This window comes from Nocardiopsis sp. L17-MgMaSL7, from assembly GCF_003182025.1.
In the GTDB taxonomy this organism is placed as follows: Bacteria; Actinomycetota; Actinomycetes; order Streptosporangiales; family Streptosporangiaceae; genus Nocardiopsis; species Nocardiopsis prasina.
In genome coordinates, this window is sequence record NZ_QGTF01000008.1 from 226,835 (window position 1) to 249,074 (window position 22,240).

Consider the following 22,240-nt stretch of genomic DNA (forward strand, 5'->3'; position numbering starts at 1 on the left):
GTATTACCATTCTCGGAGCCTGGTCCAAGAGCAGGTCAAGGGCGTGTCCTCGCACGACCAAGCTCCACCGTCCCGTCCACTGGAAGGCTCCGTCGTGGAGAACTTCGAACCCGTCTACGGCACGGGTCCCCTCCTCGGGATCGCGGCGGGCGCCATCGCGCTCCTGCTGTTCCTGATCATCCGCTTCAAGATGCACGCGTTCATCGCGCTGGTGCTGGTCAGCGTGCTCACCGCGCTGGCCGCGGGCATCCCGGTCGACGGGGTGGTCCCCACCCTCCTCGACGGTTTCGGCGGCACCCTCGCCAACGTCGCCCTCCTCGTGGGGCTGGGTGTGATGATCGGCCGCATGCTGGAGGTCACCGGCGGCGCCGCCGTCCTGGCCGGGGCGCTCATCAAGCTGTTCGGTGAGAAGCGCGCCCCGATGGCCCTGGGCGTGGCCTCCCTGCTCTTCGGCTTCCCGATCTTCTTCGACGTCGGCCTCATCGTGATGCTGCCGATCGTCTTCAGCGTGGCCCGCCGCGTGGGCGGCTCGGTGCTGACCTACGCCCTGCCCACCGCCGGTGCCTTCGCGGTCATGCACGCCTTCGTGCCGCCGCACCCCGGCCCCGTCACAGCGGCCGTGGAGATCGGCGCGGACATGGGCCTGACCCTGCTCGTCGGCGTCCTCCTGGCCATCCCCACCTGGTACCTGGCCAGCTACCTGTTCGGCCTGTGGGCCGGGAAGCGCTTCGAGATCCCCGTGCCGGACGACATCATGTCCAACGGCGACGTCACCCATGAGAACCCGCCCCGCCTGGGCACGGTCGTCAGCATCCTGCTGCTGCCGATGCTGCTCATCTTCGCGAACACCGGCACGGCCACCCTCTCCGCGACCGGAGCCGTTCCCGCTGACGCCGTCTGGGTCCAGTCACTGCGGCTCGTCGGCGAGACGCCCATCGCGCTGCTGATCACCGTGCTGTACGCGATGGTCGTCCTCAGCCAGGGGCGCTTCACCCGCCAGCGGGTCGAGGAGATCGTCGGCGGCGCGCTCGGCCCCGTCTGCGGGATCATCCTCATCACCGGCGCGGGCGGCATGTTCGGCGGTGTCCTGCGCACCAGCGGCATCGGTGACGCCCTCGCCGGAAGCCTGGAGTCCACAGGCATGCCGGTCATCGTCGCGGCGTTCGTCATCGCGCTCGCACTGCGTGTCGCCCAGGGCTCGGCCACTGTCGCCATCACCACCGCGGCCGGTCTGATCGCTCCGGCTGTGCAGGCCACCTCCGGCCTCAGCTCCATCGACCTGGCCCTGATCGTCATCGCGATCGCCTCCGGCGCGACCGCGCTCTCCCACGTCAACGACTCCGGGTTCTGGCTGGTCGGCCGGTTCCTGGGCATGGACGTCAGGACGACGCTCAAGACCTGGACCGTCATGGAGACACTGATCGGCTTCATCGGCTTCGGGTTCGCCTTCGCCCTGTACCTGGTCCTGTAGGCCCTCAGTGGCCGGGAGCGTCGTTCCTGAGGGCGTCCGCGACCTCGGTGACGATCGACCGCATGGCCGCCTCGGCCACGTCGGGCAGCCCGTCCCGGATGGCCCGCGCCACCGTCATGTGGAGGCGCAGGGCCTCCGGGCGGGGGTTGTGCGGCATCAGGTCGTAGGAGGTCCGCGCGACGAGCACCTCGGTCACCACCTCGGCCAGACCGGAGAGCATCTCGTTGCCGGACAGCTCCAGGACGCGACGGTGGAAGGCGATGTCGAGCTCCATGAACGTGGTGAGCTCGCCCGCCTGGCCGGTCAGGGTCATCCTGTCGGCCACCACCTCCAGCTGGGCCCGCTCGTCGGCGGGTCCGCGTTCGGCGGCCAGGGCGGCGGCGCCGGGTTCCACGGCGGCCCGGAGTTCGTTGAGGGAGCGCAGCTGCTCCATGCGGCCGGATCCGGCCAGTCGCCAGCGGATCAACTGGGGGTCGAAGACGCTCCAGTCCCGCTGGGGCCGGACCCGGATACCGGTCCGGGGGCGGCTCAACACGAGTCCCATGGACTCCAGGACACGGACCGCCTCGCGGGCGACCGTCCGGGACACGCCGAAGTCGCCCTCCAGACCCTGGAGGGTGAAGGCGTGGCCGGGGGCGTACTCTCCGGCGGCGATCGCCGGACCGAGCACCGCCAGCACCCGGTTGTGCAGCGTTCGGTGCTCGGTGGCCATCTCGTCCCTCGGAATCTCCTGCGATGCGGTCGGGGTCACGGAGCAGCCTAGCCGGATTGATTGATATCACTATTGCTGGCGGCGTCGCGCACGGGCGGCGGGCCAAGACTCGGAGAGAGCATGCATTTCGTGTTCATGGGCGTATCTGGCAGCGGGAAGACCAGTGTCGCCGAGCGGATCGCCGCGCGCCTCGAACTGCCCTTCGCGGAGGCCGACGCCTTCCACCCCGAGGCCAACATCACCAAGATGTCGGCCGGGGTACCGCTGACCGACGACGACCGGTGGCCCTGGCTGGCCGAGCTCGCCGACTGGATCGCCGCGCACGAGGCGCTGGGCGAGTCCACGGTGATGGCCTGCTCCGCGCTCCGGCGCTCCTACCGGGACGTGCTCCGCCGAGGGGCGCCCGGCGTGCACTTCATCCACATGCACGGCACGGAGGAGGTGATCTGGGAGCGGATCGAGGCCCGTAGGGACCACTTCATGCCGCCCGCGCTCCTGCGCTCCCAGCTGGAGACCCTGGAGCGCCTGGGGCCGGACGAGGAGGGCCTGGAGCTCGACGTGCGCGGCGACCTCACCCAGCTCAGTGCGCAGGCCCTGGAGTACGTGTCGGAGCGGCTGGGCCTGTCCCTCACCTGACCGGAGCCCACCGCCGCGAGACGACCACCACATGCGCGGGGGTTTTGCTCCACTTGTGTAGTACGCCCCGGCACGCGAACCTGTTCGTCATGCAAGACACCCAGACGTCCCCCGTATCCTCCGACTCCCGGCCGTTCAGTGTGCTTCCGGCCCCCCGGCAGAGCCTGCTCGCCGCGCGTCGCCCCGGTGTGCGGCCCCCGCAGGACGTTCGGCAGACCTGTGTCCTGATGTTCGTCACCGCCGCCGCGTTCGCCGGGCTGGCCTACCAGGCCTGGGCGACGCTGGACGGTGGCGCGCCCGCCCCGGTCGTGCGCGACCTGTGGGTGCAGGTGGTCCTGGCGACGCTAGTCCCCCTGGGCCTGGTCGCGCTGGTGGTGCCGGTGCGCCGTGCCGGCTACGTCCTGTGGCGTGCCGCCCAGTTCGGCGCGGTGGTCGCCCTCGGCGTGGCCGTTTCCGCGCTCAACACGGCGGCCCGGCTCGCTGACACACCGATGCTGCTGGTCGCGCTGGTGGTGGCCCTCCTCGCCATCGTCACCAACATCGCCCTGTGGAGCACCAACGTCCGCCGCTGGTGCGAGTCCTAGGAGTTCGTCACGCAGGGGTGCCCCGGCCACTGGCCGGGGCACCCCTTTCCCGTTCGCGGGGTTCGCACTTGGTGACCTGGGGGCGACGCGGGTCGTTGTCCCCGCTCGACCACGGCTGCGGCGCGGTACCCGGACGCCGTGGGCCCGGGGCGCGCGTGGCCCGTGTGGTCACGGGACGCTCACCGCCGGGCCCTTTCCGTCCGGGGGTCCCGCCTCAGGTGCCGCCGCTCAGTCCTCCTCCTCGCCGTCCGCGAGGACGTGCAGGCGGGCGAGGTGCTCGCTGCCGTCCTCCCCGTGACGGTTGACGTAGATCTCGCGGGCCTCGTCCGCGATGTCTCCCACCTCGTCCTCGAAGCCGTAGTCGAGGAGGTCGTCCAGCAGGTCGAGCGACCGGTGCAGCGGGTCCCCGTCGTCGGGGTCGGTCGCGGCCTCCTGGGGGGAGTGCTCGGTGACCCGCGTCAGCGCGACGCCTCGGGCCTCCTCCACCGCGCTCTCCGCTCCGGCCGCGGCACTCAGGCGGATGCGGGTGATGGGGTCCTCGTCGGCGACGAGCATCAGCTGCTCGGCCAGCCAGGTGGTGTCCTGGCCTTCGAGGAACGCGGTGAGCTCCGCGTCGTCTAGGGGAGTGTTCATCCGCAGATCATAGGACGAACCGCACGCCTCCGGCGCCCCGGGCCCCGTTCACGGAACGGAAACAAAAAACGGACATTCGGTACTGAAGTTCATTCATCCCATGATCGGATTAAGAAAGAGGAATTGTGCTCGGGTGAATACCCATTGTCACCGTCCTGGGGCGGGAGAGGCTCCGGGGAAGACGACGCTCAGTTAAACACATGCGAGCCAAATGCCGATCTATGGATCACGGCACAGATCTGAAACGGTTGTATTAATACCCAGCCGTCTACCTTCCCAGGTGGTCATGGTGCGGTTTAGGGTCCAACTCATCGTTCCGGGCCCCAAACCCCCGTCCCCCATCCCTGAGGTGGACCATGTTCACGAAGTCTTCCCGTAAGCCGCTCGGCCTCCTGGCCGTCGCGGCGTCGCTCACGCTTGTGGCGACAGCCTGTGCGGAGAGTGACCGCGCCGACGGAAGCGGCGACGACTCGCAGCCGTTCGTCTTCGCCTCCGCCGGTGACATCACCGCGCTCGACCCCTTCCTCGCCAGCGACGGTGAGACGTTCCGGTACAGCCGCCAGGTCTTCCAGACCCTTCTCGAACACGAATCCGGCGGTTCTGAAATCGTCGGTGGACTGGCCGAATCCTGGGACCAGTCCGATGACGGCACCGTCTGGACCTTCAACCTCCAGCAGGGCGTGAAGTTCCACGACGGCGACGACCTGAACGCCGAGGTGGTCTGCGCCAATTTCGACCGCTGGTTCAACCTCTCCGGTGCCTACCAGAGCTCGAACAACTCGTACTACTGGCAGAAGATCTTCGGTGGATTCGCGGAGAACGACGAGGCCTACGCGGCGCCGGATCCGCGTTTCGTCTCCTGTGACGCCGAGGACGAGTTCACCGCCGTCATCGAGGTCAGCGAGTACTCCTCCCTGTACCCGGGCGGTTTCAGCCTCGCGGCCTTCGGCATCATGAGCCCCACCAGCCTGGAGGCCATGGAGGGCCAGGAGATCACGGGTGAGGAGGGCAACCCCAACCTGCCCGAGTACACCCAGGTCCCGGGGACGGTCGCCGGTACCGGCCCGTTCACCGTCGAGGAGTGGAACCAGGACCAGGGCGAGATCACCCTCAAGCGGTTCGACGACTACTGGGGCGACCCGGCGGGCTTCGAGAACATGATCATCCGGGCCATCCCGGACGAGAACGCCCGCCGTCAGGCCCTTGAGGCGGGCGACATCCACGGCTACGACCTGGTGGCCCCGGCCGACGTCGGCCCGCTCCAGGAAGCCGGGTTCGAGGTCCCCACCCGTGACGTGTTCAACGTCCTCTACCTGGCCTACCACCAGGACGACGAGGCCCTGGCCGACCTCGAGGTGCGCGAGGCCCTCTCGCACGCGGTGAACCGCCAGCGCATCGTCGACACCATCCTCCCCGAGGGCGGCGAGGTCGCCTCGCAGTTCCACCCGGACACCCTCGACGGCTGGTCGCCCGACGTCCGCGAGATCGAGTACGACCCGGAGCTGGCCGCCGAGAAGCTGGCCGACGCGGGCCAGGAGGACCTCACGGTCGAGTTCTGCTACCCGACCGAGGTCACCCGCCCGTACATGCCCGCCCCCAAGGACATCTTCGACGTCATCTCGGAGGACCTCCAGGAGGCCGGTGTGACGGTCGAGGCCAAGAGCTTCGAGTGGGCCGAGTACATCAACCAGACCGACAGCGGCAACTGCCCGCTGTACCTGCTCGGTTGGACCGGCGACTACAACGACGCCTACAACTTCATCGGCACCTGGTTCTCCACCCCCAACAGCGCCTGGGGTCTGGACGACGAGGAGCTCTTCGACAAGATGGAGGAAGTGAGCACCAACCCCGACGCCGACGAGCGCATCGCCGGGTACCAGGAGCTCAACGAGATGGTGATGGACGTCCTGCCCGGGCTGCCCATCTCCAGCTCCCCGCCCTCCATCGCGTTCTCCGGGGACGTCAACCCGCCGAACGTGAGCCCCCTGACCCAGGAGAACTTCTCCGAGGCCTCCTGGAAGTAGGCGCGAGACCCCTCCCGGACCTGGGAGGGGACCTCCGCCGGGCCCGACCGGTCCTGACCGGTCGGGCCCGCCGCACGGCCACCGCCCGGCGGTCCGCTGCCCCAAGGCACACCGCGCCGCACCCCCCCGGGTACCCCCAGAGACCATCCGTCCGTCCCGCCACACCCCGGCGGGGGACGCTCCGCGTCCATCGTTCTCACCACTGGCGAAAGGCGGCGCAGGTGCTGCGATTCATCGTCAGGCGACTCCTACAGCTGATCCCGACACTCGGCGGTCTGTCGATCCTGCTGTTCGTCTGGCTCCAACGACTGCCGGGCGGACCCGAGTACGCCCTCCTCCCCGACGACGCGACCGCGGAGCAGCGTGCCGCTCTGCGCCGGTCCCTCGGCCTGGACGAACCCCTCGCGGTTCAGTACCTGACCTTCCTGCGCAACATCCTGCAGGGCGACCTGGGGACCTCCCTCCAGACCAGCCGACCGGTCCTGGACGAGTTCTTCCTCCGCTTCCCGGCGACCTTCGAACTGGCCGTGACCGCGATGATCTTCGCCGTCGCCGTCGGTCTGCCGCTGGGCTACCTCGCCGCCCGCAAGCGCGGCACGGTGCTGGACTTCGCCGCCGTGGGCGGTTCTCTCCTGGGCATCTGCACCCCGGTCTTCTTCCTGGCGTTCATCCTCAAGGTGGTCTTCGCCGAGAACCTGGGCGTGCTCCCCTCCGCCTTCCGGCTCTCACCGGGCCTGAGCCGCACCGACATCACCGGCTTCGTGGTCCTGGACGGCCTCATGACGCGTGAGTGGGACGTGGTCATGGACGCGCTCGCCCACCTCGTCCTGCCGGGACTGGCCCTGGCGTCCATCCCGCTGGCCGTCATCACGCGCATGACCCGGGCCAGCGTCCTGGAGGTCATGGGCGAGGACTACGTCCGCACCGCCAACGCCAAGGGCCTGCACCGCACCACGGTGCGCACCCGCCACGTGCTGCGCAACGCGCTCCTGCCGGTGGTCACGGCGGTCGGTCTGCTCGCGGGCAGCCTCTTCGCCGGCGCGGTCCTCACCGAGAGCGTCTTCGCCTTCCCGGGTATCGGGTCGTTCGTCTACGGGGCGACACAGACCCGCGACTATCCGGTGCTCACCGGCTTCATCCTCCTCATCGCCACCATGTACGTGTTCATCAACCTCCTGGTCGACATCTCGTACAGCCTCCTCGACCCGAGAGTGCGGGCCCAGTGATGCCTACGACACCGAGTCCGAACCCGCCCGAGGCACCGGACACCGCCGGGGCCGACGAGAAGGTTCCGTTCCACAAGCGCAAGGCCGACAAGGTCGACCGGCTCGCCGAACTCATGGGCGACCGGGAGGCGGGCAGCCACGGCGCGGGGGTCTGGCGTGAGGCCTTCCAGCGCATGCGGCGCAGCCCCATGGCGATCACCGGCGCGGTCATCGTCGCGGTGTTCCTCGTCATCGCCCTGTTCTCGCCGCTCATCGCCACGTACAGTCCCACCTCCCAGGCCTGGGGCGGCGAGGTCTTCCCGAACCGCAACGAGTTCGTCGGGCCGCGTGCCGAGAATTGGCTGGGCCTGGACCACCTCGGCCGGGACATGTTCTCCCGCATGGTGATCGGCGCACGCCAGACCCTCCTGGTCGGTGTGGTCGCCACCCTGGTCGGCTTCCTGTTCGGCGCGCTCCTGGGCGGCCTCGCCGGCGCCTGCTCGGTGCTGGGCGGACGCTGGGGGCGCCAGGTCGACAACGTCGTCATGCGCGTCATCGACATGATGCTGGCCATGCCGACCCTGCTGCTGGCCGTCACCGTCGCCGCCCTGGTCGGGCCCAGCCTCACCACGGTCATGATCGCGGTCGGCATCGCCCAGGTCCCCATCTTCGCCCGCCTGCTGCGCGGCGCGATGATCTCCCAGGGGAACCGCGAGTACGTGCTGGCCGCGCAGGCCCTGGGCGTGCGCAAGCGCCGGATCGCCGTCACGCACATCCTGCCCAACTCCATGGGCCCGGTGATCGTGCAGTCCACGCTCACGTTGGCGACGGCCATCATCGACGCGGCAGCCCTGTCCTACCTGGGCCTGGGCAACCCGGACGCCTCGTACCCCGAGTGGGGCACGATGCTGTCCGAGGCCCAGCGGTTCCTGTCCAGCGCACCGTCCCTGGCCGTCTACCCGGCCCTGGGCATCATCATCACCGCGCTCGGCTTCACCCTGCTGGGTGAGGCGCTGCGGGAAGCGCTCGACCCGAAGTTGAGGAAGTGACCATGAGTTCCAGCACGCCGCTGTTGGCGGTGGACGAGCTGTCCGTGGTGTTCCACCGCAAGGGCCAGAACCCGACCCGCGCCGTCGACGGAGTCTCCTTCACGCTGGAGGAGGGCAAGGTCACCGGTCTGGTCGGCGAGTCCGGCTGCGGCAAGAGCGTCACCTCCCTGGCCCTCATGGGTCTGCTGCCGGACCGGGGAGTGAAGGTCGGCGGCAGCGCCGTCATGCGCCTGTCCGACCGGGGCGAGCAGCCGCAGGAGGCGGACCTGCTCAGGATCTCCCAGCGCCGTATGCGCGACCTGCGCGGCTCCCAGCTGGCGATGATCTTCCAGGACCCGCTCAGCTCGCTCAACCCGGTGGTCCCCATCGGCCTCCAGGTGACCGAGATCCTCAAGCGGCACCGGGGGATGCGTGGCGCCGCCGCCAGGGCGGAGGCCGCCGACCTGCTGTACCGGGTGGGCATCCCCGACCCCACCCGGCGCCTGAACGAGTACCCGCACCAGCTGTCCGGCGGTATGCGCCAGCGCGCGCTCATCGCGATGGCGGTGGCCTGCAAGCCGCGCCTGATGATCGCCGACGAGCCCACCACCGCCCTGGACGTCACCATCCAGGCCCAGATCCTGGAGCTGCTCAAGGACCTGGTCACCGAGGAGGGCACCGGGCTGCTGATGATCACCCACGACCTCGGCGTGGTGGCCGGGCTGTGCGACGACATCAACGTCCTGTACGCGGGCCGGGCGGTGGAGACCGCCGAACGCGCGCCGCTCTTCAGCGACCCCACCCACCCCTACACGGTGGGCCTGCTCGGCTCCATCCCCCGCCTGGACGCGCCCCGCGGCGAACCGCTCACCCCGGTGCGCGGATCGGTCAACGACAACATCGCGTGGACGGACGGGTGCGCGTTCGCGCCCCGCTGCGACCACTACACCATGGAGTGCCTCCAGGGACCGCCCCAGCTCGTCGAAGTGGGCGCAGGGGACCCGGGACACGTCCACCGCTGTGTGAACCCCATCAGCCACGCCGACGTGGTGGACCGGGCCGTGCTGGAGAGCCCGGCCGTGGTGGGCGACGACGAGGAGGAGCGGGGATGAGCCTGCTGGAGATCAGGGACCTCAAGGTCCACTTCCCCATCAAGCGGGGCGTGATCGTCGACCGCACCGTGGGGCACGTGCGCGCCGTGGACGGGGTCTCGCTGAGCATCGAGAAGGGCCAGACCTACGGACTGGTGGGGGAGTCCGGCTGCGGCAAGACCACCCTGGGCCGGGCGGTGCTGCGGCTGAACGAGATCACCGAGGGCGAGGTGTGGTTCGGCGGGGACGACCTGGCCGGGCTCGACTCGGAGTCGATGCGCCGCGAGCGCGCCAACCTCCAGATGGTCTTCCAGGACCCGCTGGGCAGCCTCAACCCGCGCCAGAACATCGGCTCCATCCTCCTGGAGGGCCTCCAGACGCACGGGATCGGCGGTCCCGAGGGGGCGGAGGCCGAGGGGCTGAGCCGGTCGGAGCTGAGGCAGAGGACCAGGGAGGACCAGCGCCGCCGGGTCGTGGACGCGCTGGAGCGGGTGGGGCTGTCCGCCAAGGCGCTCCAGCGCTACCCGCACGAGTTCTCCGGCGGCCAGCGACAGCGCATCGGCATCGCCCGGGCGCTGGTGCTGGAGCCCGACCTCATCATCTGCGACGAACCGGTCTCCGCGCTGGACGTGTCCATCCAGGCGCAGGTGCTCAACCTGCTGGAGGAGCTCCAGGAGGAACTGGGCCTGACCTACCTGGTGATCGCGCACGACCTCGCGGTGGTGCGGCACGTGAGCGACGTGGTGGGGGTGATGTACCTGGGGTCACTGGTCGAGGAGGCCACCAGCGACCAGCTGTACGAGACCCCGCTGCACCCCTACACGCGGTCGCTGATGTCGGCGGTGCCGGTCCCGGACCCGACAGTCGAGGACACCCGGGAGCGCATCCTGCTCGCCGGTGACCTGCCCTCGCCCGCGAACCCGCCCGCGGGCTGCCGGTTCCACACCCGCTGCCCGTGGCGGCAGGAGGAGCGGTGCGACACCGAGCGCCCCGAGCTGCGCCCGCTGGAGGGCGGGCAGCCCACCCACCGGGTGGCCTGCCACTACGCCGAGCAGATCCTGTCCGGCGAGGTCCAGCCCCGAGCGGAGCTGGCCGAGCGGATCGTGCACGGCGCGAGCTGATCCGGACCGGGTGCGCGGGTACCCCCGGAGGGTGCCCGCGCGCCGTCGTTCGGAGCGCGGTTCTGACGAAGCCGACCCGTTCCGAAGCGGAAGATCCGCGCAGGGCCTCCACGTCGGTCATCCGGCAGGGCGGCGTCCCGGCCGTCGGCTCCCGCCCGGGACGCCGGATCTGACAGTTGTCATCGGGCCAGGCGGATGTTTGTCACCGGGCGGACACGCGATCCTCCCGGCCAGGGGGTGACAACGGCGACTACGGGCAGGAGAGCTGTCCAGGGGATCATCGAAGCATGACATCCGTTGGCTCTCCCCCGACCGCCCATCCCACGGGTCCGCCGCCCGGCACGCCCGCTCGGAAGCGCCGCGCCCCCGCCGCGCCGCGCCGGGTCTGGCTGATCGCCCTGGTGGTCGGCGCCGTCGTGGCGGTCCTGGCACACCTGTTCGCCCCGGCCCAGGCCGTGTCGGCCCCCGTCGTCTCCGGGGACACGGAGCTCACCGAGGACCTCGAGGCAGTCCTCGGAGACCGGGCGGTGGAGGTCCAGGGACTGTCCGTCGGCCGCTTCGACCTGGACGAACCCACCGCGGTCGAGTGGGCCGCCGCAGGGACCGCCGACGGCGCCACCCCGGTGGACGAGCACACCCCGTTCGAGACCGGTTCGGTGTTCAAGGTGGTCACCGGCATGCTCCTCGCTGACATGGTTGCGGACGGGGAGACCTCTCTGGACCGCACCCTCGGCGAGGTCCTCCCCGAGGTCGACTTCGCCGACCCCGAGACCGCCACGATCACCCTGGAGGAGCTGGCCACCCACCAGTCCGGGCTGCCCGGTATCCCTACTGAGGACCTGTCGGCGCCGTCCTTCCTCGTCGGCTCCCTCGTCCGCGCCGACCCCTACCTGGGTTTCGCGGACCCGCTCGACAGGCTGGCCACCGCCAGCCCGGTCAGCCGGGGAGAGTACGTCTACTCGAACCACGGGATGGCCGTGTTGGGAGGGGCCCTGGCAGCCGAGGCCGGGACGACCTACCCGGAGTTGGCGCGTGAGCGCGTCCTCGACCCGCTCGGTCTGGAGGACACCGTCATCGCCGGGTCGGACCTGCCCGCGGGCGCCGCGTGGTCCCACCACTCGCCGGGCGTGCGGATCACTCCGTGGACCAACAGCGACTACGCCGCGGCTGGCGCCGGCACCTGGAGCACCACGGCGGACCTTGCTGTCCTGGTCGCGGCGGTTACCGCTCGCAGCGCGCCGGGGGCGGACTCGGTGGAGCCGGTCCCGGCAGGCCCCGAGATCGACCCCGTGCCCGGGTTCGGGGAACTGGAATCCGGCCTGGCCTGGCTCCGCGTCACGGGTTCCGACGGCGGCACCCTGATCATGCACAACGGCAAGACCTACGGCGCCTCCACCATGGTGGGATACGACGGCGAACAGGCCGTGGTGCTCATGAGCAACAGCGGTTCCTTCCAGGAGATGGCGGTGGTCGAGGGGCTGCTGGACGACCAGCCGGGAGAGTCGGTCCTGTCCGCCGAGCCCACGGCGGCGATCAGCGCCGGGCTCACGCTTCTTCTGCTGATCGTCCCTCCCGTCCTGCTGCTCGCCCTCGCGGTTCGGCGGCGCACCCTGGTCACCCAGCGCCCCATCGACCGGCTCCGGATCGTCTCGCTCTCTCTGGGAAACCTCGCCTGGCTCACCTACCTCCAGCACATCGGGGTGTGGACGGACGTGCCGAACGCGCTGTTCGCCTGGTCCGTCGGTGTGGCCGCCGCAGCTGCGTCGGTCCTGGCCTGGCACTTCGTCAGAGTTCCGGTGGAGGCGGGCCGGTTCCGTTGGCTGCACGTCCCCGTGTTCGCTCTCTCGGTCCTGCTCTCCCTGACCGTGCTGTCCGCGTCGGTCTACGCCCTGGCGGTCGCCCACCTGTGACTCCGGTCCGACCGCTGCCGGTTCACGTGACGCGCCCTCCGCGTCGCGGGGACCGGTGGCGACTGGTTCAGGATTTCAGGGTTGGCACACCGATCCACGGCCGCAACGGGTTTCGACGCGGCTTGGGCCCCTGACTGTCGGTCGGGTGGAGTGGGGAGGTAGGAAGGAAGAAGGAGCAACGGAACCAGGAGGAACGGGATCATGGCGGACACCGCTCACACGCGCGGGTCGGGGCTGTTCCTGTACGACCGGGACTGCGGCTTCTGCCAGCGCGCGGTCGCCTTCGCGCGCGAGCGCCTGCGCACCCGGACCTCCTTCGCCGCCTGGCAGGACTCCGACCTGCCCGCTCTCGGCCTCACCCCCGAACAGACCGACGCCCAGGCCTGGCTCGTGCACCGGGACGGGCGGCGGCTCGCCGGAGGAGACGCCATCGCCGGGGTGCTCCTGGGCGCCGGGCTCCCCGCCCGCACCCTCGGCCGGCTGCTGCTGATGCCCGGGGTGCGCGTGCTCAACCGCGCCGTCTACCGGGTGGTGGCCGCCAACCGGCACCGGCTCCCCGGCGGAACCGCCTCCTGCGCCCTCCCACCCCCGAGCGGAAGGACCACACCCCCGTGAACCCCCTGGCCGCGGCTTCTGATCAGACGATGCCCCTCGGCGCGTTCCTCAGCACGATGGGCTGCCTGCTGCTCATGACGGTGGTCCTGGTGCTCATGGGGGCACTGGGCGCCCGACGGCGGATCAAGCCGAACGAGCTCTTCGGCATACGGACCCGCTACACCCGTTCCAGCGAAGACGCCTGGTACGCCGTGCACGAGCTCTCCGCGCACTGGTCGATCGCGGCCGGGCTGGTCTGTCTGCCGGGTCTGGTCCTGCTGCCGTTGGCGACCACCCCGAGCTGGGAGGCCGCCGCTGTGCTCGTGCCCGTCGGGATCAGCCTCGTGGTGCTCCTCACCGGCACGTGGCGGGCCCACCGGTTGGCCTGTGAGCGCGAGGCCAGAGAGGTGGGCCGCGCCGACCTGCCCTGAATCAGGCCGCGCGCAGGGCCCGGCACACGTCCAGGACCCGCTCGCGCAGCACCGCTCCGCGCTCGGCGAAGTCCCGCTGGTACTCCATGTAGGCGGCCTTACCCTCGGCGGTCTCGATCCGGACCGGCGGGTAACCCCACTCCCGGAGGTCGTAGGGCGAGGCGCGCATGTCCAGCACCCGGATCTCCTTCGACAGTTCGAAGCAGTCCGCCACCAGCTCCGACGGGACCGCCGGGGTGAGTTTGTACGCCCACTTGTACAGGTCCATGTTGGCGTGCAGGCACCCCGGCTGGTCCAGTTCCGCCTGGCGCTCCCTGGTGGGCTGGAGCGTGTTCAGCGGGCGCGCCGGTCCGGTGAAGAACCGGAACGCGTCGAAGTGGGAGCACTGGACGCGGTGCGACTCCACCACACGGTCGGTGCCCTCGTGACCGAGCCGCAGCGGGACCTGGCCGTGTCGGACCTCCTCGGTCCGGTACACCATGGCCCACTCGTGCAGTCCGAAGCAGCCCAGGTGCGCGGGGCGCTCGGCCACCGAGGACAACAGGCGCTCCACGAAGTCCAGCACCGGACGGGCGGCCAGGAACGCGGGCACGTCCAGGCCCACCCCGCCCGAGAGCCCGGTGTAGAAGCGCTCGGAGAGCCGCTCGCGTGAGCCCTCGCCCAGCAGCACCGTTCCCACACCGGGGTGCCAGCGCCGCAGCTGTGCGGGCTTGAGGTTGTAGTAGGTGAACAGGAAGTCCTCGACGGGGTGCCGTTCGCCCGCGCTCCTGCGCCGGACGTGGTCGCCGACCAGGGCATCCACCCGACGCCCGTGCAGTTCGGCGCGCTCGCGCCACTCCGTCTCCGCCAGACCCCTCAGGGCCTCGGTCCTCGTTCCCGTCACGGCACCCAGGGTATGTCCGGTCCCGGCTGCCCTAGTCTGCTGGGATGCAGATCCCCACCGACGAAGAGATCCGGGCCCTCCACGAGCGTCACGCGCCCACCGCCGAGGCCTTCGAGCTCGTGTACACCCACTGCCGGGCCGTGTGCGAGGTCGCCGAACCGCTGCTCGACCGCGCGCCCACCGGTGTGGACGCGGACCTCGTCCGCGCCGGGTGCCTGCTCCACGATGTCGGTGTCTACCGCCTGATGGACGAGCACGGTCGGATCGACGGCTCCCGCTACGTGAGCCACGGGGTGCTCGGTCACGAACTGCTGGCGGAGGAGGGGCTGCCCGAGACACTGTGCCGGTTCTGCTCGCACCACACCGGAGTGGGGGTCACCCGCGACGACGTGCGCACCCAGCGACTGCCCATCCCGGTCGCCGACTACCTCGCCGAGTCACCCGAGGAGGAACTGGTCATGTACGCGGACAAGTTCCACAGCAAGAGCCGGCCGCCGGTCTTCCTCACCGCCGACACCTACGCCGCCAAGGTGAGCCGCTTCGGCCCCGAGAAGGAACTCCGCTTCAAGGACCTGGTGGAACGGTACGGGGAACCCGACCTGGTCGCCCTGTCCCGCTCCTTCGGCCACGCCCTCGTCTGACCCCGAAGCACCCCTGTGGGCTCGGTGGGGCTCAGTTGGACTGCTGGACGGGCAGATGGCGCCCCAGGTAGCCCACGTACACCCTGTTCGTGGTGTCCGGGCCCAGGTGCGGGAAGAAGTACAGCCGGGGGCAGATGCCGTACTCGATGTCCAGCTTGATGTGCGCGTACATGGGGACCCGGCCGTCCGGCTCCACCTCGCTCGGCACCCGGAAGACCCGCTTCTCGTTGAGCTTGCCCCGGTTGCGGACGTAGTCCGACTCCTGCGAGGCCAGCCGCTTGACCGGGATCACCCGGTAGCCGTCCGGGGGTTCGCGCAGGTAGGAGTGGAAGCCCAGCCCGCTGCCCGGGTTGTCGAACTGGTAGCGGGCGTAGTCGTTGAGGGCCATCAGCGCCTCCCAGGCCCGGGTCACCCACAGCCCCTCCTTGCGGCTGTCGGACAGCTCGTACACCGTCTGGTCCTCGATGGTGAAGAACAGGTGCGGCAGGGCCGATCCGTCGGTGATCCGTTCCAGTAGCTCCGCCACGCTGGACGGCGGACGCAGCTCGGGGTCGCGCGGGGCCGGGGCGGCGGCCAGCCGGAACAGACCGGCGTCCCTCGCCTGGTCGCGCAGCCACCGGGCCTCGAACCGGGCCGAGCGTTGCTCCTCCCTGGCGACGGCGAGTTCGTCGGCGAGGTCGGCGGTCTCCGCGAGCATGGCCTGGTGTTCGTCCGACAGTTCACCGATCCGCGCGTTGAGCCTGCGGACCTCGTCTCTGAGCCGCCGAACCTGCTGTTCCTGGGCCTGGGCGGCGGCGAGCTCCACCGAGGAGACGGAGTCGTGCCCTGACTGGTGTGCGATGACGTTCCCCGATCCTGAGGGTGCCCGTGGGGGAACGGGGGCACGGGTGTTCGGACCCCGGCGCAGGTCCTCGGTCTCCTCGGCCAGGAGCGCGTCGATCGACCGGAGCGCCTCGGGCAGGCGCAGGCCGAGAGCGTTGTCGCGCACCCGCCGGGACAGGGCGGCGCCCACCCAGTTGCGCACGCGTTCGCCCTCGCGGGCCGTGTCGAGGGTGCCCGGACTCATCCGGGGGTGGCGCTGGACGTCCCTCTCGTCGGAGGGGTCCACGCCCGGTAAGAAGGTGCGCACCCCGCCCACGGGCACGTCGAGGCCACGGGGGAGGAGCTCGGCGACCCGTTCCAGGGCCGCCCCGTCCAGCACGTACCCGGCGCACATGCCCGTGCAGCGGGACAGCGTCCCCGCCATGGAGGTGCGCCAGTCGGCCACGGTCACGTCGCGCGGCGCGCCGGTCGCGACGACCGCCAGGCGGCGCAGGGGATCGCGGATGGTCGCGACCAGGGTCGCCACGTCCTCGTCGTCGCGCCCGCGCACGATCCGGGGCGAGGACGGCAGGGGGTGGGCGCCGTCGTGCGCGCCCACCGCCTCCAGCAGCATGCGCGCCGCCTCGGGCGGCATCACCTCGGAGCGGGGGGAGTCCGAGGGCTCGGCGGGGTCGACGGTCATGTCGATCCACACGTAGTTCCACGGGGAGAGCTCGGGGTCCACCACCACCGTGGCCAGGGTGCGCCACACGCCCTCGGGCTTCTCGGACTCGGTGGTCAGCCGAAGGAAGGTCAGGCCCTCGTCGGTGTTGTGGTGCCGTGCCACCAGTGCCCGTGAACGGTTGCTCAGCTCGTACCGGCCCGAGTCGGCGAAGTCCACCCGCGCACCCGAGTTACCGCGCTTGCTCAGCCAGCGGGAGAGGACGGAGGAGGCGACCGAGACCAGGTCCCCGTCGTCGTCGTGGACGGCGACCAACGTGCGGTAGACGAGCGGCAATGGGCACTCCCGGGTTCCCGACGGCGGCGGACCCGAGGGTCCGGCCGAACCCGCTGGCAGAGCCCTCCCTCACCACTGTGGACGAAGGACCGTCGCTGCGCCAGCCGGTTGACCAGGTTCCCTTCGACGGGTCAGTGCCCCGCCGACCCCAGGTCGTACTCTCCGTCTACCCAAGGAACGGCCAAGTCATCAATCCTCACACGCCACTCCGCGCCGGGAACCGCGTCCCGCAGCCGGGCGAGCGCGGCCAGATAGTGGTTCAGCTGGGCCATCTGGGGCTCGGGCCCGCTGGCCGTGTGGGAGATCTTGCTGGATCCGGCGAACAGCTCCCCGCGCTCACCGCCGAAGGAGTACGGCGCCAGGGGCTCGAACAGCTCCCCGGGTTCCAGGTCCGGGTCGGTGACCTCACCGTCACGGGCCCACGCGGGAAGGGCGCGCGTGGCGAAGGCGGTCAGCGCGTCCTCTCCCTCGGCGACGATCCGGCGGAGCTCGGCGCGCTCGGCGTCGCTGAGCGGGGTGTCGCGGTGGGCGCTGTAGTACAGGCTGACGCTCATGGTGGGCTCCCAGGGTTCTCGTTCGGACCCATAGTGTCCGGGGCCCCCGACATTCCCCGACCGTATGCGCCACAGTGGCCAAGTCGGAGCTCAGGATTGGCGACAGTGGACAAGGCGTGCCGCCTCGGCTGGGGGTTAGCGTCGCCGACATGACCACGCACCCGTTCTGGCTGGCCGGTACCGCCGCGACCGGCGACACCGAGCTGACCGTCCGCAACCCCTACACCGGCGGGACGGCGGGCGTCGTCTCCGTGCCCACCGAGGCGCAGGTGGAGGCCGCCGTCTCCGCCGCGCACGCGGTGTCCGCCGAGGCCGCCGCCCTGCCCGCGCACGTCCGCGCCGGGGCCCTGGACCACGTCTCCCGGCGCATCGGCGAACGCGCGGAGGAGATCGCCCAGGTGATCACCGCCGAGAGCGGCAAGCCGATCAAGTGGGCCCGCGCCGAGGCCGGACGTGCCGTGTCGGTGTTCCGCTGGGCCGCCGAGGAGGCCCGCAGGGACAGCGGCGAGCTCCAGCGCCTGGACACCGACCCCGGAGGCACCGGGCGCATGGCGCTCGTCCGACGGGTCCCCAAGGGCCCCGTCCTGGGCATCTCGCCGTTCAACTTCCCGCTCAACCTGGTCGCCCACAAGGTCGCCCCGGCCATCGCGGTGGGCGCGCCGGTCGTGCTCAAGCCCGCCCCGGCCACCCCGATGACAGCCCTGGTCCTCGGCGAGATCCTGGCCGAGACCGACCTGCCCGCAGGCATGGTTTCGATCCTGCCCATGCCCAACGAGCTGGCCGCCCCGCTGATCACCGACGAGCGGCTGCCCGTCATCTCCTTCACGGGCGGACCGTTCGGCTGGGAACTCCAGCGACGCGCCCCACACAAGCACGTGACCCTCGAACTCGGCGGCAACGCGGCGGCCGCGGTGCTGGACGACGCCGACCTCGACTGGGCCGCCAAGAGGGTGGCCCTGTTCGGCAACAACCAGGCAGGCCAGGTCTGCATCGGAGTGCAGCGGGTCGTGGTCACCGACGCCGTCCACGACGAGTTCGTGCGGCGCCTGGTCGCCGAGGTCGAGACGCTGGGCACCGGCGACCCGGCCGACCCCAAGACCGACGTGGGCCCGCTGGTCGACGCGGCGGCAGCCGAACGCGTGACGTCCTGGATCGACGAGGCGGTCGCCTCGGGGGCCCGCCTCCTGACCGGCGGCACGCGTGACGGCGTCACCGTGGCGCCCACCGTCCTGGCCGACGCCCCGGCCGACTCCCGGGTGGTGCGCGAGGAGGTGTTCGGTCCGGTGCTGGTGGTCCAGCGGGTGGCCGACACCGACGCCGCCTTCGCCGCCGTGAACGACAGCGACTTCGGTCTCCAGGCGGGTGTCTTCACACGGGACCTGCCCACCGCCTTCCGCGCCCACCGGGAGCTGGAGGTCGGCGGTGTGGTCGTCGGGGACGTCCCCACCTTCCGTGCCGACCAGATGCCCTACGGCGGCGTCAAGGGTTCGGGTGTGGGCAAGGAGGGCCTGCGCGCCGCGATGACGGACCTCACCCACGAGCGGGTCCTCGTCCTCACGGGGATCGACCTGTAGCTCCGGGGAGACAGGGGACGGGGCGGTGGCGGCCGGTGTTCGGCTGCCACCGCCCCGTCGTGACCCCGGGTCCCGCGCGCGGAGGGTTTCGGGTGAACGGTTCCTAGAGCTGCGCGGCGTGGTCGTAGAGGCGCTTGGCCTCGGCGCCCAGGCGCGGGCCGTACTGGGTGCTGCGGTCGTCGGCGTACTTGAAGCTCACCACCGAGGAGATGGTGCCCTCGCCGGTGGCGGGGTCGAAGTCGGTGAACCAGGGGCCGCCGCTGGAGCCCTGGGTCATGGTGCAGCGAACCCCGTTGGCGGTCGTGCCGCCGGTGTCCGGTACCGTCCGGCCGGAGCAGTAGTGCAGTTCGCGGCCGTTGAAGGGGGAGGCGGCCGGGTAGCCGAAGGTGTAGACCTGTAGGCCGTTGTTCACGTTCTGATCGGTCCACGTGGAGAAGGACAGCTTCTGCGCGCCGACCCTGTCCTGCACCGGAGTGCCGCCGTCCTCGTTCAGCACGACCATCGCGAAGTCGTAGCTGTCGTCGGCCCGGTTGGACCACTGCGGGGCGACCATGAGGTCCCGCGCGGTGAACTTGCCGTGCGGGCTGTCACCGGAGGAGTAGCCGGGGACGAAGGTCCAGTTCTGGGCCCAGGAGCCCTTGCCGTCCTTGGCGCAGTGCCCGGCGGTCACCAGGGTGCTCTTGTTGGCGGAGTCCACGACCGAGGCGGAACAGGTGAAGTCCTTGCCGTCCATGGTCAGGTACACCTTGCCGGTGGTCTCGGTGACCTTGCCGCCGTCGTTCCAGCGCGCGCCGTCGCTGTTGGGGCTGGAGGCCTGCGGCTGGATGTCGGTGGACTGCTTGAGCGGGTCGGCCAGCCCGAGGGTGGACTCCACGAGGCTGGTGATGGGCTGGGCCGCGGCCATGCGGTCGCTGGTCCAGTAGTCGAGGACCGCGGTGCGCTGTTCGCCGGTCACGGCACCGGCCTGGTGGTCGATCCCGTCCGTTCGGGAGGCGGGCGTCCGCCCTTCCGGTGCGGGGCGTTCCGGGGCGAGCGCGTCCGGGAGGACGGCTGAGGCGTGGATGGCCTGGGAGACGGCGGAGGCCGGGGCGGGCAGGTGGTCGATGAGGGCCAGACCCCCGAAGGCGACCGCGACTGCGGCCAGCGGGGCGAGGATCCTGCGTGCGGTGGGCGAGGTCATGACCACGATCTTCGCACACTTGGAGTAACTCGATAACTACTTTGGGTTTGTGTCGCGGGTTTCTCGGGAAGTCATGGGCTCCTCGGGAAGGCGACCGGCCGTCTCTGCGTGAGACGGGACGGCCGGTCGCCCTGTCCGTGGTGTTCCGTTGACCGGAACTCGGGTTTTCGGCGCTGATCACGGGCAGAAAACCCGCACCGGCCTACCCGAGCGGGATGGTCACCCGGGTCGGCTCCTCCTCCGGGGAGGTCACCGTCACCCGGTTGCCGACCCGGCTCTCACTGACGTACCGGGCGTCCTTGCTGTCCACCACCACGGCCAGTCGGTGTCCGGCCGGTACGTCCCACACCACCGACGACAGTTCCGTCCGCACCGTCACCGGTTCGCCCGGGGCGGCGTCGCGCAGGGTGTGGGGGGCGTGGCTGAGCAGGGAACCGGTGCCCCGCTCGTTGATCGCGTACAGGTAGACGAAGACCGACTGGTCGGCGGTGGTCGGGGTGACCGTGAACGTCACCTCGGGGGTCCCCGCCACTCGGGCGCCGTCGGGGTAGGCGGGGCTGGTCCACACGGCGGCCCGGTGCCGGTCGACCGTGGGCAGCAGGACACCGGTGGGCACGTCGAAGAACTGCTGGAGCGCACCCGACAGGATCACCGTGCCGCTGCGGGCGGTCGTGCCGATCCCGGTCCGGAAGCCGTAGTCCCAGCCGGTGGCGGGCTCGCCGACCATCGCGCCCTGGCTCTGCCAGCGGCCCCAGCTGGAGCTGGGCCGGTCGAGGTGGTACTCGTCAGTCGCCGTCGTCACCGAGGGCCAGTCAGCGTGTGAGGACCACGCGCCGTCGCCGTTGTTGGGTCTGACGCGCACCGGGTCCTCGGCGTCGATGCCGTTGTCCTCGCCCTTGAGGTGGTGGTCGAACCAGCGGGCCAGGTCCTCCCAGGCCTCGTTGGGCAGCCCCACCGCGCCGAACGCCTCGGAGGTGGCGTGGTCGCCGGGGGAGAGCATGAGCCGCTTGGGGCCGGACAGCTCCTCGTAGAAGTCGGCGATGTGCCCTGCGGGGAACATGCCGTCGTTCCATCCGTGCGCCATCATGACGGCGGTCCCGTTGGCGTTGATCCGGTCCACCTTGGTGGCGGCGGAGCGGTCCGGCGCCATCTCCAGGATGGGGTCGACGTTGCCGCGCCGGTACTCGCGCTCCATCTCCCTGAGGGAGTCCCCGGGGGTGCCGAGCAGGTTCCCGGCCAGGAGCAGCAGCTCGGCGGACTGCACGTCGATGGTGTCTCCGGGGTAGAGCGAGGCCCCCAGGTCGGCCCAGCCGCTCATGGAACCGACCGCCCTGACCCGTTCGTCCTCGGCGGCGGTGAGCAGGCTGATCCCGCCGCCGTAGGAGATGCCCGCCATGCCGATCCGGTCGGCGTCGGCCTCGGTGTTCTCCAGGGCCCAGTCGATGACGGCGCTGGCGTCGGCCCTGTCCTCGGGGCCGGCGACCTCGATGCCGCCGCCGGAGTCCCAGAACCCGCGGGAGGAGTAGGCGACGACCTGGTAACCGGACTCCTCCGCCAGCTTCTTGGCCGCGCCGACGTAGAGGATGTGCGGGGTCGCCCACGCCGAGGGCATCACGAGCAGGGGGCGCGGGCCCTCGGCGTCGGTGGGGGTGATGACCTTGGCCTTCAGCTCGGTGCCGTCGTGACTGACGATGGTCTCGTAGCTGGTGGTGGAGGAGACGGTGACCGCGGAGGCGGGCGCCGGGGACAGGGCGGCGACCGCGACGGCGGCCGCCACGGCGGTGGCGGAGAGAGCATGGAAGCGCGCACCGAAGGGGGTCCGCGCTCGGGAGCGGGAGCGCTCGCTGGAGGGGGGACGCGTACTGACTCGGGACATGGCGGGAACCTCGGGGGTGGGGGGAGGGAGGCTCCGATGGGCGCTCGCGCCAGCACCATCGGGGACGGGGACACCGGCGGTGATCGGCGTCTCGCCTTACTGTGAGGTAACTTACTCGCCAGTCAAGTTAGGCGATCCGGTGCCCTTTGTAAAGACCCCGTGAACACGGGGCCGCGCTTCGCCGGGGTGACCCGAGCCGACCCCGAGTCCGCCTCAGGGCCCGCCTCCGAGGGTTCGCCCCGCCGTTCCCCCGCGTTGTCCACAGGCCCCGGC

General features: G+C 70.8%; 20 protein-coding genes. 13 read left to right on the top strand and 7 right to left on the bottom strand.

The features are described 5' to 3' along the window. The first annotated feature begins 94 nt into the window (after positions 1-94). Positions 95-1,471: a GntP family permease gene (locus tag BDW27_RS16335; RefSeq protein ID WP_017542577.1), complete on the top strand. Its 1,377-nt coding sequence runs from the start codon at positions 95-97 to the stop codon at positions 1,469-1,471. Positions 1,472-1,475: 4 nt separating this feature from the next. On the opposite strand, the gene BDW27_RS16340 is transcribed toward BDW27_RS16335, so the two are convergent. Beyond that, positions 1,476-2,183, bottom strand: a complete 708-nt coding sequence (locus tag BDW27_RS16340; RefSeq protein ID WP_017542578.1) for a FadR/GntR family transcriptional regulator — start codon at positions 2,181-2,183, stop codon at positions 1,476-1,478. Positions 2,184-2,303: 120 nt separating this feature from the next. Between BDW27_RS16340 and BDW27_RS16345 the strand changes: the two genes are divergently transcribed. Both BDW27_RS16345 and BDW27_RS16350 read left to right on the top strand, forming a co-directional pair. Further along, a complete protein-coding gene (locus BDW27_RS16345; protein ID WP_017542579.1) occupies positions 2,304-2,819 on the top strand; it encodes a gluconokinase in 516 nt (171 codons plus the stop codon). Positions 2,820-2,908: 89 nt separating this feature from the next. Then, positions 2,909-3,403, top strand: coding sequence for a hypothetical protein (locus tag BDW27_RS16350; protein ID WP_233515781.1), 495 nt, complete (start codon positions 2,909-2,911; stop codon positions 3,401-3,403). Positions 3,404-3,631: 228 nt separating this feature from the next. Here the strand turns inward: BDW27_RS16350 and BDW27_RS16355 are convergent, their stop codons facing one another. Beyond that, positions 3,632-4,036 carry a hypothetical protein gene (locus BDW27_RS16355; RefSeq protein ID WP_017542581.1) on the bottom strand — a complete coding sequence of 135 codons (405 nt, stop codon included), beginning with the start codon at positions 4,034-4,036 and terminating at the stop codon, positions 3,632-3,634. A gap of 356 nt (positions 4,037-4,392) precedes the next feature. Between BDW27_RS16355 and BDW27_RS16360 the strand changes: the two genes are divergently transcribed. The 8 genes from BDW27_RS16360 (at position 4,393) to BDW27_RS16395 (ending at position 13,440) form a co-directional block, all read left to right on the top strand. Then, positions 4,393-6,060 carry an ABC transporter substrate-binding protein gene (locus BDW27_RS16360; RefSeq protein WP_110050036.1) on the top strand — a complete coding sequence of 556 codons (1,668 nt, stop codon included), beginning with the start codon at positions 4,393-4,395 and terminating at the stop codon, positions 6,058-6,060. A gap of 221 nt (positions 6,061-6,281) precedes the next feature. After that, the gene (locus BDW27_RS16365) at positions 6,282-7,286 is read left to right on the top strand and encodes an ABC transporter permease (RefSeq protein WP_017542583.1); all 1,005 of its coding nucleotides are present in this window, start codon (positions 6,282-6,284) and stop codon (positions 7,284-7,286) included. Then, entirely contained in the window at positions 7,286-8,314 is a 1,029-nt protein-coding gene (locus BDW27_RS16370; protein WP_017542584.1) for an ABC transporter permease, read from the top strand. The genes BDW27_RS16365 and BDW27_RS16370 overlap by 1 nt, the downstream gene beginning before the upstream one ends. A 2-nt stretch (positions 8,315-8,316) precedes the next feature. Next, on the top strand, positions 8,317-9,405 hold the full coding sequence (locus BDW27_RS16375; RefSeq protein WP_017542585.1) for an ABC transporter ATP-binding protein: 1,089 nt from the start codon (positions 8,317-8,319) through the stop codon (positions 9,403-9,405). Further along, positions 9,402-10,505: an ABC transporter ATP-binding protein gene (locus tag BDW27_RS16380; protein ID WP_017542586.1), complete on the top strand. Its 1,104-nt coding sequence runs from the start codon at positions 9,402-9,404 to the stop codon at positions 10,503-10,505. The genes BDW27_RS16375 and BDW27_RS16380 overlap by 4 nt, the downstream gene beginning before the upstream one ends. A 287-nt stretch (positions 10,506-10,792) precedes the next feature. Then, positions 10,793-12,415: a serine hydrolase gene (locus BDW27_RS16385; protein ID WP_233515782.1), complete on the top strand. Its 1,623-nt coding sequence runs from the start codon at positions 10,793-10,795 to the stop codon at positions 12,413-12,415. Positions 12,416-12,616: 201 nt separating this feature from the next. Further along, the gene (locus BDW27_RS16390; protein ID WP_017542589.1) at positions 12,617-13,030 is read left to right on the top strand and encodes a thiol-disulfide oxidoreductase DCC family protein; all 414 of its coding nucleotides are present in this window, start codon (positions 12,617-12,619) and stop codon (positions 13,028-13,030) included. After that, complete coding sequence (locus BDW27_RS16395) at positions 13,027-13,440, top strand: SdpI family protein (RefSeq protein WP_110050038.1); 414 nt, start codon at positions 13,027-13,029, stop codon at positions 13,438-13,440. Before BDW27_RS16390 ends, BDW27_RS16395 begins: the two co-directional genes overlap by 4 nt. Before the next feature lies 1 nt (position 13,441). On the opposite strand, the gene BDW27_RS16400 is transcribed toward BDW27_RS16395, so the two are convergent. Further along, positions 13,442-14,323: a hypothetical protein gene (locus tag BDW27_RS16400; RefSeq protein ID WP_017542591.1), complete on the bottom strand. Its 882-nt coding sequence runs from the start codon at positions 14,321-14,323 to the stop codon at positions 13,442-13,444. A gap of 44 nt (positions 14,324-14,367) precedes the next feature. Between BDW27_RS16400 and BDW27_RS16405 the strand changes: the two genes are divergently transcribed. Beyond that, positions 14,368-14,964: an HD domain-containing protein gene (locus BDW27_RS16405; protein WP_017542592.1), complete on the top strand. Its 597-nt coding sequence runs from the start codon at positions 14,368-14,370 to the stop codon at positions 14,962-14,964. Between the two features lie 31 nt (positions 14,965-14,995). Here BDW27_RS16405 and BDW27_RS16410 read toward each other — a convergent pair whose 3' ends face one another. Beyond that, positions 14,996-16,783, bottom strand: coding sequence for a hypothetical protein (locus tag BDW27_RS16410; protein WP_110050040.1), 1,788 nt, complete (start codon positions 16,781-16,783; stop codon positions 14,996-14,998). A 131-nt stretch (positions 16,784-16,914) separates the two neighbouring features. Beyond that, positions 16,915-17,337, bottom strand: a complete 423-nt coding sequence (locus BDW27_RS16415; RefSeq protein ID WP_017542594.1) for a hypothetical protein — start codon at positions 17,335-17,337, stop codon at positions 16,915-16,917. Between the two features lie 149 nt (positions 17,338-17,486). On the opposite strand from BDW27_RS16415, the gene BDW27_RS16420 reads away from it, so the two are divergent. Then, complete coding sequence (locus BDW27_RS16420) at positions 17,487-18,911, top strand: aldehyde dehydrogenase family protein (protein WP_110050041.1); 1,425 nt, start codon at positions 17,487-17,489, stop codon at positions 18,909-18,911. 103 nt (positions 18,912-19,014) lie between these two features. On the opposite strand, the gene BDW27_RS16425 is transcribed toward BDW27_RS16420, so the two are convergent. Then, positions 19,015-20,091 (bottom strand): serine protease, encoded by a 1,077-nt coding sequence (locus BDW27_RS16425; RefSeq protein ID WP_017542596.1) that lies wholly within the window; start codon positions 20,089-20,091, stop codon positions 19,015-19,017. Positions 20,092-20,293: 202 nt separating this feature from the next. Then, positions 20,294-21,967 carry a CocE/NonD family hydrolase gene (locus tag BDW27_RS16430; RefSeq protein ID WP_110050043.1) on the bottom strand — a complete coding sequence of 558 codons (1,674 nt, stop codon included), beginning with the start codon at positions 21,965-21,967 and terminating at the stop codon, positions 20,294-20,296. Between the last annotated feature and the right edge of the window lie 273 nt (positions 21,968-22,240).

Bases quoted from the DNA above. Each gene is read 5' to 3' on its own strand.
- BDW27_RS16340 (WP_017542578.1), bottom strand. From the start codon at position 2,183: ATGGCCACCGAGCACCGAACGCTGCACAACCGGGTGCTGGCGGTGCTC.
- BDW27_RS16345 (WP_017542579.1), top strand. From the start codon at position 2,304: ATGCATTTCGTGTTCATGGGCGTATCTGGCAGCGGGAAGACCAGTGTC.
- BDW27_RS16350 (WP_233515781.1), top strand. From the start codon at position 2,909: ATGCAAGACACCCAGACGTCCCCCGTATCCTCCGACTCCCGGCCGTTC.
- BDW27_RS16355 (WP_017542581.1), bottom strand. From the start codon at position 4,036: ATGAACACTCCCCTAGACGACGCGGAGCTCACCGCGTTCCTCGAAGGC.
- BDW27_RS16360 (WP_110050036.1), top strand. From the start codon at position 4,393: ATGTTCACGAAGTCTTCCCGTAAGCCGCTCGGCCTCCTGGCCGTCGCG.
- BDW27_RS16370 (WP_017542584.1), top strand. From the start codon at position 7,286: ATGCCTACGACACCGAGTCCGAACCCGCCCGAGGCACCGGACACCGCC.
- BDW27_RS16375 (WP_017542585.1), top strand. From the start codon at position 8,317: ATGAGTTCCAGCACGCCGCTGTTGGCGGTGGACGAGCTGTCCGTGGTG.
- BDW27_RS16380 (WP_017542586.1), top strand. From the start codon at position 9,402: ATGAGCCTGCTGGAGATCAGGGACCTCAAGGTCCACTTCCCCATCAAG.
- BDW27_RS16385 (WP_233515782.1), top strand. From the start codon at position 10,793: ATGACATCCGTTGGCTCTCCCCCGACCGCCCATCCCACGGGTCCGCCG.
- BDW27_RS16390 (WP_017542589.1), top strand. From the start codon at position 12,617: ATGGCGGACACCGCTCACACGCGCGGGTCGGGGCTGTTCCTGTACGAC.
- BDW27_RS16405 (WP_017542592.1), top strand. From the start codon at position 14,368: ATGCAGATCCCCACCGACGAAGAGATCCGGGCCCTCCACGAGCGTCAC.
- BDW27_RS16415 (WP_017542594.1), bottom strand. From the start codon at position 17,337: ATGAGCGTCAGCCTGTACTACAGCGCCCACCGCGACACCCCGCTCAGC.
- BDW27_RS16420 (WP_110050041.1), top strand. From the start codon at position 17,487: ATGACCACGCACCCGTTCTGGCTGGCCGGTACCGCCGCGACCGGCGAC.
- BDW27_RS16425 (WP_017542596.1), bottom strand. From the start codon at position 20,091: ATGACCTCGCCCACCGCACGCAGGATCCTCGCCCCGCTGGCCGCAGTC.
- BDW27_RS16430 (WP_110050043.1), bottom strand. From the start codon at position 21,967: ATGTCCCGAGTCAGTACGCGTCCCCCCTCCAGCGAGCGCTCCCGCTCC.